This is a genomic window from Nitratireductor sp. ZSWI3 (assembly GCF_024655565.1).
Lineage (GTDB): Bacteria > Pseudomonadota > Alphaproteobacteria > Rhizobiales > Rhizobiaceae > Nitratireductor.
The window spans coordinates 43,223-57,803 of record NZ_JANKOF010000023.1 but is presented as its reverse complement, the minus strand read 5'-3'; the positions used below and the strand labels follow the sequence as shown (position 1 = coordinate 57,803).

At 64.0% G+C, this 14,581-nt stretch carries 14 protein-coding genes and 3 tRNA genes; 6 read left to right on the top strand and 11 right to left on the bottom strand.

Annotation, left to right across the window (positions count from 1 at the left end):
- Window positions 1-180: 180 nt before the first annotated feature.
- Window positions 181-254, bottom strand: a tRNA-Gly gene (locus tag NUU27_RS09980).
- Window positions 255-285: 31 nt separating this feature from the next.
- A tRNA-Tyr gene (locus NUU27_RS09975) sits at window positions 286-370 on the bottom strand.
- Window positions 371-560: 190 nt separating this feature from the next.
- On the opposite strand from NUU27_RS09975, the gene NUU27_RS09970 reads away from it, so the two are divergent.
- Both NUU27_RS09970 and NUU27_RS09965 read left to right on the top strand, forming a co-directional pair.
- Entirely contained in the window at window positions 561-1,424 is an 864-nt protein-coding gene (locus NUU27_RS09970) for an RNA methyltransferase (protein WP_257761947.1), read from the top strand.
- A gap of 174 nt (window positions 1,425-1,598) precedes the next feature.
- Complete coding sequence (locus NUU27_RS09965; RefSeq protein ID WP_257761946.1) at window positions 1,599-1,745, top strand: hypothetical protein; 147 nt, start codon at window positions 1,599-1,601, stop codon at window positions 1,743-1,745.
- A 132-nt stretch (window positions 1,746-1,877) separates the two neighbouring features.
- Here NUU27_RS09965 and NUU27_RS09960 read toward each other — a convergent pair.
- A tRNA-Thr gene (locus NUU27_RS09960) sits at window positions 1,878-1,953 on the bottom strand.
- Window positions 1,954-2,115: 162 nt separating this feature from the next.
- Between NUU27_RS09960 and NUU27_RS09955 the strand changes: the two genes are divergently transcribed.
- Entirely contained in the window at window positions 2,116-2,889 is a 774-nt protein-coding gene (locus tag NUU27_RS09955; RefSeq protein WP_257761945.1) for an NAD kinase, read from the top strand.
- A gap of 143 nt (window positions 2,890-3,032) precedes the next feature.
- On the top strand, window positions 3,033-4,490 hold the full coding sequence (locus tag NUU27_RS09950) for a DEAD/DEAH box helicase (RefSeq protein WP_257761944.1): 1,458 nt from the start codon (window positions 3,033-3,035) through the stop codon (window positions 4,488-4,490).
- A gap of 210 nt (window positions 4,491-4,700) precedes the next feature.
- Here the strand turns inward: NUU27_RS09950 and NUU27_RS09945 are convergent, their stop codons facing one another.
- The 8 genes from NUU27_RS09945 to NUU27_RS09910 form a co-directional block, all read right to left on the bottom strand.
- Window positions 4,701-5,027 carry a TfoX/Sxy family protein gene (locus NUU27_RS09945; protein WP_257761943.1) on the bottom strand — a complete coding sequence of 109 codons (327 nt, stop codon included), beginning with the start codon at window positions 5,025-5,027 and terminating at the stop codon, window positions 4,701-4,703.
- An 11-nt stretch (window positions 5,028-5,038) separates the two neighbouring features.
- Window positions 5,039-5,419: a Fe-S cluster assembly scaffold SufA gene (gene sufA, locus NUU27_RS09940; protein WP_257761942.1), complete on the bottom strand. Its 381-nt coding sequence runs from the start codon at window positions 5,417-5,419 to the stop codon at window positions 5,039-5,041.
- Window positions 5,420-5,529: 110 nt separating this feature from the next.
- Complete coding sequence (locus NUU27_RS09935; RefSeq protein WP_257761941.1) at window positions 5,530-5,922, bottom strand: SUF system Fe-S cluster assembly protein; 393 nt, start codon at window positions 5,920-5,922, stop codon at window positions 5,530-5,532.
- A 5-nt stretch (window positions 5,923-5,927) separates the two neighbouring features.
- Complete coding sequence (locus NUU27_RS09930; protein ID WP_257761940.1) at window positions 5,928-7,169, bottom strand: cysteine desulfurase; 1,242 nt, start codon at window positions 7,167-7,169, stop codon at window positions 5,928-5,930.
- Window positions 7,170-7,250: 81 nt separating this feature from the next.
- Window positions 7,251-8,519 carry a Fe-S cluster assembly protein SufD gene (sufD, locus tag NUU27_RS09925; RefSeq protein WP_257761939.1) on the bottom strand — a complete coding sequence of 423 codons (1,269 nt, stop codon included), beginning with the start codon at window positions 8,517-8,519 and terminating at the stop codon, window positions 7,251-7,253.
- Window positions 8,520-8,529: 10 nt separating this feature from the next.
- Window positions 8,530-9,285, bottom strand: coding sequence for a Fe-S cluster assembly ATPase SufC (gene sufC / locus NUU27_RS09920; protein WP_257761938.1), 756 nt, complete (start codon window positions 9,283-9,285; stop codon window positions 8,530-8,532).
- A 27-nt stretch (window positions 9,286-9,312) separates the two neighbouring features.
- Complete coding sequence (sufB, locus tag NUU27_RS09915; RefSeq protein WP_257761937.1) at window positions 9,313-10,836, bottom strand: Fe-S cluster assembly protein SufB; 1,524 nt, start codon at window positions 10,834-10,836, stop codon at window positions 9,313-9,315.
- A gap of 289 nt (window positions 10,837-11,125) precedes the next feature.
- The gene (locus NUU27_RS09910) at window positions 11,126-12,289 is read right to left on the bottom strand and encodes a cysteine desulfurase family protein (protein ID WP_257761936.1); all 1,164 of its coding nucleotides are present in this window, start codon (window positions 12,287-12,289) and stop codon (window positions 11,126-11,128) included.
- A gap of 263 nt (window positions 12,290-12,552) precedes the next feature.
- On the opposite strand from NUU27_RS09910, the gene NUU27_RS09905 reads away from it, so the two are divergent.
- Both NUU27_RS09905 and tyrS read left to right on the top strand, forming a co-directional pair.
- Window positions 12,553-13,227: an alpha/beta hydrolase gene (locus NUU27_RS09905; RefSeq protein ID WP_257761935.1), complete on the top strand. Its 675-nt coding sequence runs from the start codon at window positions 12,553-12,555 to the stop codon at window positions 13,225-13,227.
- Window positions 13,228-13,306: 79 nt separating this feature from the next.
- On the top strand, window positions 13,307-14,560 hold the full coding sequence (tyrS, locus tag NUU27_RS09900) for a tyrosine--tRNA ligase (RefSeq protein ID WP_257761934.1): 1,254 nt from the start codon (window positions 13,307-13,309) through the stop codon (window positions 14,558-14,560).
- The last annotated feature ends 21 nt before the right edge of the window (window positions 14,561-14,581 follow it).

Below are 14,581 nucleotides of genomic sequence, written 5' to 3'. Positions count from 1 at the left end.
CATTGGCGGGAGCCACGGCCGGCGCCGCGGCCGCCGGCCTCGCCGTCTTCACCTTCGTCCCGGCGGGATAACCCGAAAAGATGCCGCGAACGTCTTGATGCCGTGGAGCAATCCCATATCGGTCGCCGGACTCCCGAGCCGCGCCGCGGAGACGAAAAACATGTCGAATTGGATATGATTTGGAGCGGGTAGCGGGAATCGAACCCGCATATTCAGCTTGGAAGGCTGCTGCTCTACCATTGAGCTATACCCGCGGAGTCCGGTTCGCCTGGCTGCCGGGGACGGTGGTGGAGGGGGCTGGATTCGAACCAGCGTAGGCATAGCCAACGGATTTACAGTCCGTCTCCTTTAACCACTCGGACACCCCTCCGTCATATCGCCGGAGCCGTGCGATGTGTCGCGAAACCCGAAACCGGCAAAGCCTGCCGCCCGATTTCCGCGATGCGCCTTATGGCGAGACGGCCAGGCACTGTCAACCGCCTGTCACGGATCAGGCGAGAAAAACTTTTCGTCCGGCAAATCCCGTTCCACTTTCCAGCGCTCCGCTTTATAGAGACGCGATGAGCGACGAAAAGAATTCCAGGACTCCGAAGGACGCCCACTATGCGCGGTTGCGCCGCGCCCACCGCGAGCGCGCGCAGGGAAAGCAGCACGGCGCGGCGGCGGCACGCCCCCATGGCAAGAGCGAGCCGCAAGACGGCCTGGTGCGGCTTTACGGCCTTCACACCGTGCGCGCCGCCCTCGACAATCCGCGACGCAGGATCCGTCACATGCGCGTGACCCGCAACGCCGCCGCACGGCTCGAGCTCGGAGAGACAAGCGCCCTGCCCTTTCCCGTCGAGCTGGTCGAGCCCCGCGACATCGACAGGCTGACGGGGCCCGACGCGGTGCATCAGGGCGTCCTGATCGAGGCCGAGCCGTTGGCTTCCAAGCCGCTGGGCGACCTGCGGGGAGCCGCCCTCGTGCTGGTGCTCGACCAGGTGACCGATCCGCACAATGTCGGCGCCATCATGCGCTCGGCCGTCGCCTTTGGCGTCCATGCGCTGGTGACGACGGCGCGTCACAGCCCCGCCGAATCAGGCGTCCTGGCCAAAGCCGCATCGGGTGCCCTGGAGCACGTCGATCACGTCACGGTGCGCAATTTGGCGGCTGCCATCGAGGAGTTGAAGGAGGCCGGCTTCCAGGTGATCGGCCTTGATTCGGAAGGGCCCGAACAGCTCGAAGCGACCTTTGCCGGCGATCGCATCGCCCTGGTGCTCGGCGCCGAGGGAAAGGGGCTGCGCCAGAAGACGCGCGACACCGTCTCCGCCCTCGCCCGCCTCGATATGCCCGGCCCCATCCGCTCGCTGAACGTCTCCAACGCCGCCGCCGTCTCGCTCTACGCGGCGCGCCGGCACCTGTCGGCCGCAATCAGCCAGCGGTGATCGCTCCCTGCGGCCGCCGGGTGAGAGCCTGACGACAGGCAACATGAGTTGAAAACCACAAAGAGTTTCGGCCACCGGTTGAACGGCGAAATTCTGTTGTGCTAGTTTCCCCCGGGGCATTTTTTGGGGACTTTCATGCTTAAGCCAGAACATTCGGAGGATGTCTTCTCCGCCATGGACATCGCCAACCGAGCGTTCGCGAGCGACAAGACTCTCACAGTGCCCGACCTCGAATGGGCCTGCGTGACGCTTGCCGAAGAACTGCGCCGTATAGACGCGCTTTTCGAGCTGCGTTTGGAAGACCCAGATTTCTGGCTTTAGGACGATCGCCGCCTCTGGCGCGAGCGTGGCGGGGAATCAGGAGGGCCGACGTGCCGCATTCGGCATGAGGGAGTCACCCATCTCTTGGGGACAGCCTGTTACCTATGTCTCCGGGTCGTACAATCCGAAAACTGGTGCCCCCGGACGGACTCGAACCGCCGACCCCCTGATTACAAATCAGGTGCTCTACCAACTGAGCTACAAGGGCAACCGCCGCTCCGTTAGCACAATTGCCGCTGCAGTGAAATCAAATCTGGCAAAGTGTCCGATCGATCCCCACATCCATGCGCAGGCCGCATGCCTTTGCAGCCGTGCTGCCACATGCTAACCGAATAACCCGTTGCATCCATACAGGTCCCCGCCAGCCGCCATGACCCGACACTCACAGGCCCTCTCCTTCCTGCATGCCGATACCGAGGATGCCTTCGAGGCGGCGGCACGCCTTTCGGCGCTCTACGGACAGGAGCGCGTCGAGGATGCCGATGTCATCGTTGCGCTTGGCGGCGACGGCTTCATGCTGCAGGTCCTGCGCGAGACCATGGGCTCGGGCAAGCGCATCTACGGCATGAACCGCGGCACGGTCGGATTCCTGATGAACGAGTACAGGGAGGACGGGCTGCGCGAGCGCATCGCCGCCGCCATCCCCGAAACCATCCGCCCGCTGCAGATGCATGCCGTCGACGCCGACGGCAAGGTCTTCGAGGCGCTGGCCGTCAACGAGGTCTCGCTTCTGCGCCAATCCTACCAGGCCGCCAAGATCCGCATCGCGATCGACGGCAAGGTCCGGCTCGAGGAGCTCATCTGCGACGGCGTGATGGTGGCGACGCCGGCCGGCTCGACCGCCTACAATCTTTCCGCACACGGGCCGATCCTGCCGCTCGACGCGCCGCTTCTGGCGCTCACCCCGGTCAGCCCCTTCCGCCCGCGACGCTGGCGCGGAGCGCTGCTGTCGAACCAGGCGACGGTGCGTTTCGACATACTCGAGCCGGAAAAGCGCCCCGTCAACGCCGTCGCCGACCACACGGAGATCAAATCGGTGGTTTCCGTGGAGGTGCGCGAATCACACAATCGAACGGTCACCGTCCTGTTCGACGAGAGCCATTCCTGGAACGAGCGGATTCTTTCCGAACAGTTCCGCTATTGAGCCCGGGTCCCGGCCCTAACCTGCCTTTGCGGCAAGTGCCGTGTTGACATTGCGCGCTTCAAGCCGTAGGCCCACCAGAGATTCGAGGTGAAATGCCTCAGACAGGCGGCGTCCGGGCCGCAACGGATAAAGACAGCCAAAACGTGCCAGCAGAACAAGACACCGCTCAAGAAGCGTTGACATTCTCCGATCTCGGTTTGTCGCCGAAGGTCCTCTCCGCCGTCGCCGACGCGGGCTACACCGAGCCGACGCCGATCCAGGCCGGCGCCATTCCTCATGCCATCGCCGGAAAGGACGTGCTGGGCATCGCCCAGACCGGCACGGGCAAGACCGCCTCCTTCGTGCTGCCGATGCTGACCAGGCTGGAGCGCGGCCGGGCGCGGGCGCGCATGCCGCGCACGCTGATCCTCGAGCCGACGCGCGAATTGGCCGCCCAGGTCGAGGAGAACTTCGTCAAATACGGCAAGAACCATCGGCTCAACATCGCCCTTCTGATCGGCGGCGTCTCCTTCGACGAGCAGGAGAAGAAGCTGGAGCGCGGGGCCGACGTGCTGATCGCCACGCCCGGCCGCCTGCTCGACCATTTCGAGCGCGGCAAGCTGCTTCTGACGGGCGTCGACATCTTCGTCATCGACGAAGCCGACCGCATGCTCGACATGGGCTTCATCCCCGACATCGAGCGCATCTGCAAGCTGATCCCCTTCACGCGCCAGACGCTCTTCTTCTCGGCCACCATGCCGCCGGAGATCACCAAGCTCACCGAGCAGTTCCTTCAGGCGCCGGTGCGCGTCGAGGTCTCGCGCCCGGCGACGACGGCCATCAACATCACCCAGCGTTTCGTCAAGGCGGGCTCCAAGCCGTGGTCCAAGCGCGAGAAGCTGCGCAAGCTGATCGACGACGAGGGAGAATCGCTGAAGAACGCGATCATCTTCTGCAACCGCAAGAGCGAGGTGGCGACGCTCTTCCGCTCGCTGGCGCGCCACGAATACGATGCCGGCGCCCTGCACGGCGACATGGACCAGCGCGCCCGCATGGCCATGCTGGAGAATTTCCGCAAAGGAAAGCTGAAGCTTCTGGTCGCCTCCGACGTCGCCGCGCGCGGTCTCGACATTCCCGATGTCAGCCACGTCTTCAATTTCGACGTGCCGATCCATGCCGACGACTACGTGCACCGCATCGGCCGCACGGGCCGCGCGGGGCGCTCGGGCAAGGCCTTCACCCTGGTGACGCGTGCCGACAAGAGGTATGTCGACGCGATCGAAAAGCTGATCGGCCGGGAAACCGAATGGCTGGACGGCGACCTCTCGACGCTCGACATCGAGGACGAGGCGGATGAGAAGCCGCGCGGCCGGGGCGCCAGGCGCGGCGGCAAGGATGCCGGCGGCAGCGAGAAGTCGGGTGGCGGCAGGAAGGCCCGCAAGGACGCCATCAAGTCGGACAATGCCGACCGCAAGGCGAAACCTGCCGCCGAGGAACCCGCCGTCGAGGCGGAGCAGCACCGGGCGCCCAGGCGGGCGAGCAGGCACGAGCGGCACGAGGACACGCCGGTCGGCTTCGGCGACGACGTGCCGGCCTTCATGAAGATCGTCGTGAAAACCTGAAGGCCCGATGCGCCCGTTCGGGCGCAGGAAAGGCGCTCGATGAGAGACCGCCGCCGCAATGGTCCTGCGGCGGCTTTTTTGTGCGCGGCCCTATAGCATTTTGCAGTCAGGTGAACTCACCTGACGTCCGCACAAATGCGGAAAAACAAACAGATGGAGCGTCCTTTGTGGGTCCAAGAGGACGCACGGCGCCCCAAGCGCGTATCGGGATTATTTCTTGCCGGATCGCATGCCGGCCTCGAAGGCCCGCAACGCCCACAGCGCCATCTCGTCGGGATCGTCGATTGCAGGATCGGGGATGGACCAGTAGGGCATCGCGACCGGCCCCCGCCCCTTCTGGCCCTCGTAGACCCATTGGCGGGAGCCCGCTTCGGCAAAAAGCGCCGCCGTCTGCGCATCGGCCTTGAGAAGGATTTCACCGCCGACTTCAAGGGCGAAGACGACGCCGCGATGGTAGATGCCTTTGCCGCCGAACATGCGCCTGATCGTTACCGGCCCAAGGCTCGCAAACAGATCGCGAATGGCGTCATCGTCCACCAGCGAGCGTCTCAGGCCGCGCCGCGGGCCTCGGCCAGCGCCTTCAGATCCGCCGGCTGAAGCTCGATGGACTCTCCGCAACCGCAGGCGGAGGTCTGATTCGGATTCTTGAACGTGAAGCCGGTGCGCAGCTTCGTCACCTCGAAATCGAGCTCCGTGCCGAGCAGGAAAAGCGCCGCTTCCGGAGCGACATAGACATGCGCCCCTTCGCGCTCGACGTGATCGTCCTTGAGGTCCGGCTCGGTCACCAGATCGACCGTATATTCCATCCCCGCGCAGCCGCCTTTCTTGATGCCGACGCGCACGCCTTGTGCGCCCGGCCTTGCCGCGACGATCTCGCGCACGCGGTCGGCCGCAGCGTCGGTCATGGTCATCACTTGAAATCGGCTCATCGGTTTCTCCATGCACGGCGAGTGAAAGGCTCGCGGATGGGTTTCCTCACAAAGATGGTCAAGATTCGCGGCCGTTGCAAGGGCCGGCGGGGCGCCGATCAATATGTCGGTCAATACCAGCCGACGGCGACCTGCGCCTCTTCCGACATCCGGTCGGGGGTCCAGGGCGGATCGAACACCATGGCGACGTCCACGTCTCCCACCCCTTCGACGGCACCGACGGCGTTCTGCACCCAACCCGGCATCTCGCCGGCCACCGGACAGCCCGGCGCCGTCAGTGTCATGTCGATCTTCACCGAGCGGTCATCCTCGATATCGATCTTGTAGATCAGGCCAAGCTCGTAGATGTCGGCCGGGATCTCGGGGTCGTAGACGGTCTTCAACGCGCTGATGATGTCGTCGGTCAGCCGCGCGAGCTCGTCCTGCGGTATGGCGGAGGCCGAAAACACGGCCTCTCCCGCCGCGGCAGCTCCGGTCTCGGTGTCCTGTGGTGCATCTGTCATCGTCGTCACCCGAAGAATGTGCGCGCTTTCTCAAGCGCCTCGGCCAAGGCATCCACCTCGGCTCGCGTGTTGTACATGCCGAAGGACGCCCGGCAGGTCGAGGTCACGCCGAAACGCTTCAGAAGCGGCTGGGCGCAATGCGTGCCGGCGCGCACGGCAACACCCGCACGGTCGATCACCATCGACACGTCGTGGGCATGGATGCCCTGAAGCTCGAAGGAGACGATCGCTCCCTTGCCCGGCGCATTGCCGAAAATACGCAGCGAATTGAGGTGTCCCAGGCGCTCATGCGCATAGTGGACAAGATCCGCCTCGTGAGCGGCGATCGCCTCGCGTCCGACGCTCTCGATATACTCCAGCGCGGCGCCGAGGCCGATCGCCTGCACGATCGGCGGCGTGCCCGCCTCGAAGCGGTGCGGCGGATCGTTGTAGGTGACGTTGTCGACCGTCACGTCCTCGATCATCTCGCCGCCGCCCTGGAAGGGCCGCATGGCCTGCAGCCGCTCCTTCTTGCCGTAGAGAACACCGATGCCGGAGGGGCCGTAGAGCTTATGACCCGTGCAGACGTAGAAGTCGCAATCGAGCGCCGCAACGTCGACCGGCAGGTGCACGGCCCCCTGGCTGCCGTCCACCAGCACCGGAATGCCGCGCTCATGGGCGATCCGGATGATCTCCTTGAGCGGCGTGACCGTGCCGAGCACGTTGGACATATGCGTGATCGCCACCAGCCTGGTGCGCTCGGTCAGCGTCCGCTCGAACGCCTCGACCGTCAGCACGCCGTCCTCGTCGACCGGAATCCAGGCGAGCTTTGCGCCCTGACGCTCGCGCAGGAAATGCCAGGGCACGATGTTGGAGTGATGCTCCATGATGGAGAGCGCGATCTCGTCGCCCTCGCCGATGCGCGGCATGGCATGGCCATAGGCAACGGTGTTGATCGCCTCGGTGGCCGATTTCGTGAAGACGATCTCGTCGATGCTCGTCGCGTTCAGGAAGCGGCGGACGGTCTCGCGCGCCTTCTCATAGGCATCGGTCGCCGCATTGGAAAGGAAATGCAGGCCGCGGTGCACATTGGCATATTCATTCGAATAGGCATGCGTCACGGCGTCGATCACCGCCTGCGGCTTCTGGGCCGAAGCGCCGTTGTCGAGATAGACCAGCGGCTTACCGTAGACCTCGCGCGCGAGGATCGGAAAGTCGCGGCGGATCGCCTCGACATCGTAGCTCTTGTTTTCGACCGTCTGGTCCACTGCTCAACCTTCCCGTTCGACTATTCGCCTCTCGCCGCATCCAGGGCGACGCCAGGCACCGACAGCCCGGCGCCGAAAGCCTTACCCGTGCGCGGCGAACCAGGCGGCAAGCTTTTCTTCCAGGGCCTCGATCACCGCCTCGTCCTCAAGCTCCTCGATCACTTCGGCGAGGAAGGCCTTGACCAAAAGGCCCCGGGCCGTCTTCTCGTCGATGCCGCGCGCCATCAGATAGAAGAGGTGGTCGGCCTCGATCTCCGTCACGGTCGCACCATGGCCGCAGGCCACGTCGTCGGCGAAGATCTCCAGCTCCGGCTTCGCCGAGAAGCCGCCTTCGTCGGACAAGAGCAGCGTGTTGCAGGCCATCTTGGCGTCGGTCTTCTGCGCATCGCGGGCAACGCGGATCTGCCCCTGGAAAACGCCGTTCGCCTTGCCGGTAACGACGTTGCGCACCGTCTCCGTCGAATAGGTGGACGGCGCCAGGTGATCCAGCACCATCGTCACGTCGCAATGCGTCTCGCCCGCCAGGAGATTGATGCCGCGCAAGCGGAACTCGGAGCCCTCGCCTGTCGCCACGACCCTGACCTCCTGGCGCACCAGCTTTCCGCCGCTGTTCATGATGAACACGGTAAGCTTGGCGTCCTTGCCGATGGAAGCCGTGAACTGGGCCAGATGCGATGCCGCCTCCGGCTGCTCCTGCAGCACGATCCACAGCACCTCGGCGCCGTCGCCGACGTCGAGATGGCTGACCGAAGACACGAGCACGTCGTCGGTGCCGGTCTGGCGCTCGACGATGGTCGACTTCGACCCCGCGCCCGCCTTCACGGCAAAACGGCTGTGCACCTGCCCCCCGGAATGGACGTTCTGCAACTCGAGCGCCCGCTCGAGCTCGGCATTCTCGGCGATCTCCAGCCAGTAGCCGTCCGAAACGAACGCCGCGTTGATGGCGCCCACCGTGTCGTCGGGACCGGCCGCGGCAAGCCGCTGGGTGAGATCCCCGTCGATCAGCCGGTCGGCCAGCCGCGAGACGGAAACGCCTTCGATCGCCGTCGGATTGGCGGCAACGCCATTCACCACCGGCAGGACAAGAGCCCTGTCGATCAGCGGGGCGACGGCCTGCGCATCCGTTTCGAGCTTGTGGGCGGGAACGGAAGACAACAGCCGGCGAAGATCGGTGTAGTGCCATGCCTCGACACGGCGGGTGGGCAATCCGGCCTTGAGCTGCTCCAGCGCCTCGTCGCGGCGCACCGTGACATCGGCATCGCCCGGTAAATCCGAGATCCGGTCGGCGAAGCCGTCGATCAGCGCCGCTTCGGCGGCCGTTCTCGTGGTGGTGGGTGCATGAAGGTTCATCTGCGACACCTCACGCGGCTTCGCCGATGATGCCGGCATACCCGTTCTTCTCCAGCTCGAGCGCCAGTTCCTTGTCGCCGGACTTGATCACCTGGCCGCGGTACAGCACATGCACCTTGTCGGGCACGATGTAGTCGAGCAGCCGCTGATAGTGGGTGATGACCACCACGGCGCGATCCGGCGAGCGCAGCGAGTTGACGCCTTCGGCGACGATCTTCAGCGCATCGATGTCGAGGCCGGAATCGGTTTCGTCGAGCACGCACAGCTTCGGCTCCAGGAGCTTCATCTGCAGGATCTCGGCCCGCTTCTTCTCGCCGCCGGAGAAGCCCACATTGAGCGGACGCTTCAGCATGCTCATGTCCATGTTGAGCTCGTCGGCGGCGGCGCGCACGCGCTTCAGAAGATCGGGGATCTTCAGCTCCTCCTCGCCGCGCGCCTTGCGCTGGGCGTTGATGGCCGTCTTCAGGAACTCCATGGTGGCAACGCCCGGTATCTCCATCGGATACTGGAAGGCGAGGAAGATGCCGGCGCTGGCGCGCTCGGCCGGGTCCATCTCGAGAATGGACTCGCCATTGTAGAGAATATCGCCCTCGGTGACCTCGTAGTCCTCGCGTCCGGCAAGGATATAGGACAGCGTCGACTTGCCGGAGCCGTTGGGCCCCATGATGGCGGCCACTTCGCCGGCATTCACCGTGAGGTTCAGGCCGCGGATGATCTCGGTGCCGTCCTCGGCGATGCGGGCGTGCAGATTTCTGATCTCAAGCATGTTTTCTTCCAAACTCTTGCGCCGGTCTCAGCCGACAGAACCTTCTAGCGAAATACCAATCAGCTTCTGCGCCTCGACGGCAAACTCCATCGGCAGTTCCTGGATGACGTCCTTGACGAAGCCGTTGACGATCAGCGCGATGGCCTCCTCTTCCGGAATGCCGCGCTGCATCACGTAGAAGAGCTGATCTTCGGAGATTTTCGAGGTGGTAGCCTCGTGCTCGAACTGCGCCGTGGCGTTCTTCGCCTCGATATAGGGCACGGTGTGCGCACCGCAATCGTTGCCGATCAGCAGCGAATCGCACTGGGTGAAGTTGCGCGCATTGGCCGCCTTGCGGTGTGCGGAGACCTGGCCGCGATAGGTGTTCTGCGACTTGCCGGCGGAAATGCCCTTGGAGATGATGCGGCTCGACGTGTTCTTGCCGAGATGCAGCATCTTGGTGCCCGAATCGATCTGCTGGTGTCCGTTCGACACGGCGATCGAATAGAACTCGCCGCGGCTGTTGTCGCCGCGCAGGATGCACGAGGGGTATTTCCAGGTGATCGCCGAGCCGGTCTCGACCTGGGTCCAGGAAATCTTCGAGTTCCGGCCCCGGCAGTCGCCGCGCTTGGTGACGAAGTTGTAAATGCCGCCCTTGCCTTCGGAATCGCCCGGATACCAGTTCTGCACCGTCGAGTACTTGATCTCCGCATCGTCGAGCGCGATCAGCTCGACGACCGCGGCATGAAGCTGGTTCTCGTCGCGCTGCGGCGCCGTGCAGCCTTCGAGATAGGACACATAGGCCCCCTCGTCGGCGATGATCAGCGTGCGCTCGAACTGGCCGGTGTTCTTCTCGTTGATGCGGAAATAGGTCGACAGCTCCATCGGGCAGCGCACGCCCTTCGGCACATAGACGAAGGAGCCGTCGGTGAAGACCGCCGAATTGAGCGTGGCGTAGAAATTGTCCGAAACAGGCACGACCGAGCCCAGATATTTCTGGACCAGCTCCGGATGCTCGCGGATGGCTTCCGAGATCGAGCAGAAGATCACGCCCGCCTTGGCCAATTCCTTCTTGAAGGTGGTCACGACCGAGACGGAATCGAACACCGCATCGACTGCCACGCGGCCGGAGCTGTAGACGTTGTCGCTGGCCTCGCCGTCGAGCGAGCTCGGCTCGCCCTGCTTGCGCACGCCGGCGAGTATCTCCTGCTCGCGCAGCGGAATGCCCAGCTTCTCATAGGTTTTGAGAAGCTCGGGATCCACCTCGTCGAGGGATTTGGGACCGGTCTGGTTCTTCGGAGCCGCGTAGTAATGCAGGTCCTGGAAGTCGATCTTCGGATAGGAAACACGCGCCCAGGTCGGCTCTTCCATGGCCTGCCAGCGCTTGAACGCATGCAGCCGCCACTCGGTCATCCATTCCGGCTCGTCCTTCTTGGCCGAGATGAAACGGATGATGTCTTCATTCAGCCCCTTCGGGGCGAGATCGCTCTCGATGAGCGTCTCGAAACCGTATTTGTACTGGTCCACATCGATCATGCGGACCTGGTCGATCGTCTCCTGCACGGCAGGCATATGCGTTCTCCATCCATGCCGGGGTCAAGGCCCGGCCGTCTTCAAATCCGGCACACACCGTGTTCGGCCTGCGCATCGGTCCGAAAATCGGACTCGATTTTCGGAAAGCACGATGCGTCGCTTCAATAACCTACAGCGTCCTTTATGCGTCCAAAAGGATGCACGGCGCTGTAGCGGCCGTCCTTCATGTAGTGCCTCGAAGCAGAGGTTTCATCTGTTCACATAGTAAATATGTGTGGTTTTCTCCAATTATTATCTGCAGCGGTCGTGGTCCAGCGGCAAGACCGGGCTACGCGGCCTCCGCCTTGCCTTTGCGGCGCTTGGCAATGCCTGCCAGAGCCGCGGTGAAACATTCGATATCGTGGTCTGTGGTGCTGCGGCCGATCGACACGCGCAACGCGCTCGCCTGATCGCCGAAACCCATGGCCTGAAGCACATGGCTGGGGCCGATGCGCCCCGAGGAGCAGGCAGACCCCGCCGACAGCGCCACACCCGCAAGATCGAATGCGATCTGCGCGGTTTCCGCCTTCATGCCGGGAATAGAGAAGAAGCTGGTGTTGGCCACGCGCGGGGCCGCATGTCCATGAATGACCGCGTCGGGAATCAGCTCGAGGACCGTGCTTTCGAGGCCGTCACGCCGTGCCGCCACGCGCGCCATATCCTTGAGGCCGGCCGCCGCAACGCGTGCTGCAGCGCCGAAGCCGGCAATGGCCGGCAGGTTCTCGGTGCCCGCGCGATGCCCCTTTTCCTGGCCACCGCCGGGAATCAGGGGCCGCGGCATCATCAGATCGGCGGCGCCGACGATGGCGCCTGCCCCCTTCGGCCCGCCGATCTTGTGCGAGGAAAGGATGAAGTAATCCGCATAACCATTGGCAATATCGAGAGGAATGCGCCCACAAGCCTGAACCGCGTCGAACACGGTCACGGCGCCGGCGGCATGTGCGATGCGGCCGATCTCGGCGAGCGGCTGAATCACGCCGGTCTCATTGTTCACCGCATGCATCGCGACCAGGGTCAGGCCGTCGTCGTGACCGCGGGCGGCAAGCCTTGCCTGCAGATCGTCGAGATCCACCACCCCGTCGGCGGTGACACCGATCTCTGTGACGGCCTGCGGGGCAAATCGCCCTCCCTTCAGCACGCAGGGATGATCGGCGGCGCTGACGAGCACCCGCGAGAAGGTGAGCGGCGCCCGGCCCATCGTCCAGTCGGGCGTGAGAAGCGTGGCCGCCGCCTCGGTGGCACCGGAGGTGAAGACCACATGCTCCGGCTTGCCGTTGACGAGCGCCGCCACCTGCGCGCGCGCCTCTTCCAGCATGCGCCGGGCGGCACGTCCTTCGGAATGGACCGACGACGGATTGGCCGCCAGCGAGAGCGCGTCGAGCATCGCCGCCCGCGCTTCATCCAGAAGCGGCGCGCTGGCATTGTGGTCGAGATATGCGCGGTCTGCTGCCATGTCCTTCGGATCTACCCGGCGATTCCTGTCGTCTCGTTCATAGAAGGTCGGCCAAACTTTGGTCGGCGAAGCGTAATTTCCTTGAATTTTCCGGACGAGCCGTCCTATCTACCCGGCTTGCCGATATGGTGGTCAAATTCGCGTGGCCGCCATTTTTGAACAATTCTAAACTAGCTTCTATGGAGGCGTCGGCGTCGCGTCAAGGGTCAAGGAACGCGGATCCTTATAACCCGAAGCGCTGCGACGCCCAATGTGGAGTACCCATGCCCGAGGTCATTTTTGCCGGCCCTGCCGGTCGCCTGGAAGGCCGTTACCAGCCGTCGAAGGAAAAGAACGCGCCGATCGCGCTCATCCTGCATCCGCACCCGCAATTCGGCGGCACCATGAACAACAAGATCGTCTACGATCTGTTCTATATGTTCCAGCAGCGCGGCTTCACCACATTGCGCTTCAACTTCCGCGGCATCGGGCGCAGCCAGGGTGCCTTCGACCACGGCACGGGCGAGCTCTCCGATGCCGCCGCCGCCCTGGACTGGGTGCAATCCCTGCATCCCGATTCCAAGAACTGCTGGGTCGCTGGCTATTCCTTCGGCGCCTGGATCGGCATGCAGCTGCTGATGCGCCGGCCGGAGATCGAGGGCTTCATGTCCATCTCCCCGCAGCCCAACCTCTACGATTTCTCGTTCCTTGCGCCCTGCCCCTCTTCGGGCCTGATCATCCATGGCGATGCCGACAAGGTGGCCCCGCCGGCCGACGTGCAGGGCCTCGTCGACAAGCTGCAGTCGCAAAAGGGCATCACGATCACGCAGAAGACCCTTCCGGGCGTCAATCACTTCTACACCGATGCCGTCGACACGCTGATCGAGGAATGCTCGGACTATCTCGACCGCCGCCTGCGCGGTGAGCTCGCCGAACCGCGCCCGAAACGCCTGAAGTAATAGAGTTCGCGGGAGAGTGCCGCATCGGCGTTTGCGCACCGGCACCTCTCCCGCCACGATAAAAAGAGCCTGAAAGACCATGACCGCCTTCAAATCCGACTTCCTGCGCACGCTCAGCGAACGCGGGTTCATTCATCAGGTCTCCGACGAGACCGGCCTTGATGATCTGTTCCGGAACGAGACGGTCACTGCCTATATCGGCTTCGATCCGACGGCGCCGAGCCTGCATGCCGGCGGCCTGATCCAGATCATGATGCTGCACTGGATGCAGCAGACCGGCCATCGTCCGATCGCCTTGATGGGCGGCGGCACCGGCATGATCGGCGACCCCTCCTTCAAGGACGAGGCCCGCAAACTCCTGACACCGGAGACGATCGCCGAAAACATCTCCGGCATAAAGCGCGTGTTTTCCAACTATCTGTCCTTCGGCGAAGGGCCGCAGGACGCACTGATGGTCGACAATGCCCAATGGCTTCTCGACATCAACTATGTCGCGTTCCTGCGCGACGTCGGCCGGCATTTCTCGGTCAACCGGATGCTGTCCTTCGATTCGGTGAAGCTCAGGCTTGACCGCGAGCAGTCGCTGTCCTTCCTCGAGTTCAACTACATGATCCTGCAGGCCTACGACTTCGTCGAGCTCAACAAGCGATACGGCTGCCGCCTGCAGATGGGCGGGTCCGACCAGTGGGGCAACATCGTCAACGGCATCGATCTCGGCCATCGCATGGGCACGCCGCAGCTCTACGCCCTCACCTCGCCGCTCCTGACCACCTCGTCGGGCGCCAAGATGGGCAAGAGCGCAGACGGTGCCGTCTGGCTGAACCCGGAGATGCTCGGCGCCTATGATTTCTGGCAATATTGGCGCAACACCGAGGACGCCGATGTCGAGCGCTTCCTGAAGCTCTACACGAAACTGCCGCTCGACGAGATCGCCAGGCTCGGTGCTTTGCAGGGTGCCGAGCTCAACGAGGCGAAGAAGATCCTGGCGACGGAAGTGACCGCCATGCTGCACGGCCGCGCCGCGGCCGACGAGGCGGCGGAAACGGCGCGCAAGACCTTCGAGGAAGGCACCCTCGCCGAGACCCTGCCGACCGTCGAGGTCGATCAAGCCGCGCTTCAGGACGGCATCGGCGTTCTGACGCTTTTCGTCACCGCCGGCCTCGCCTCCTCCAACGGCGAGGCGCGGCGGCACGTGAAGGGCGGCGCCGTGCGGCTCAACGACCGGCCGGTCAGCGACGAGCGCCAGGCGGTCGGGCTGTCGGACGTAACGCCCGAGGGCGTCATCAAGCTCTCGCTCGGCAAGAAGAAGCACGTCCTGCTGCGGCCGGTCTGAGGCTCCAGCCCGGGCGCTGAT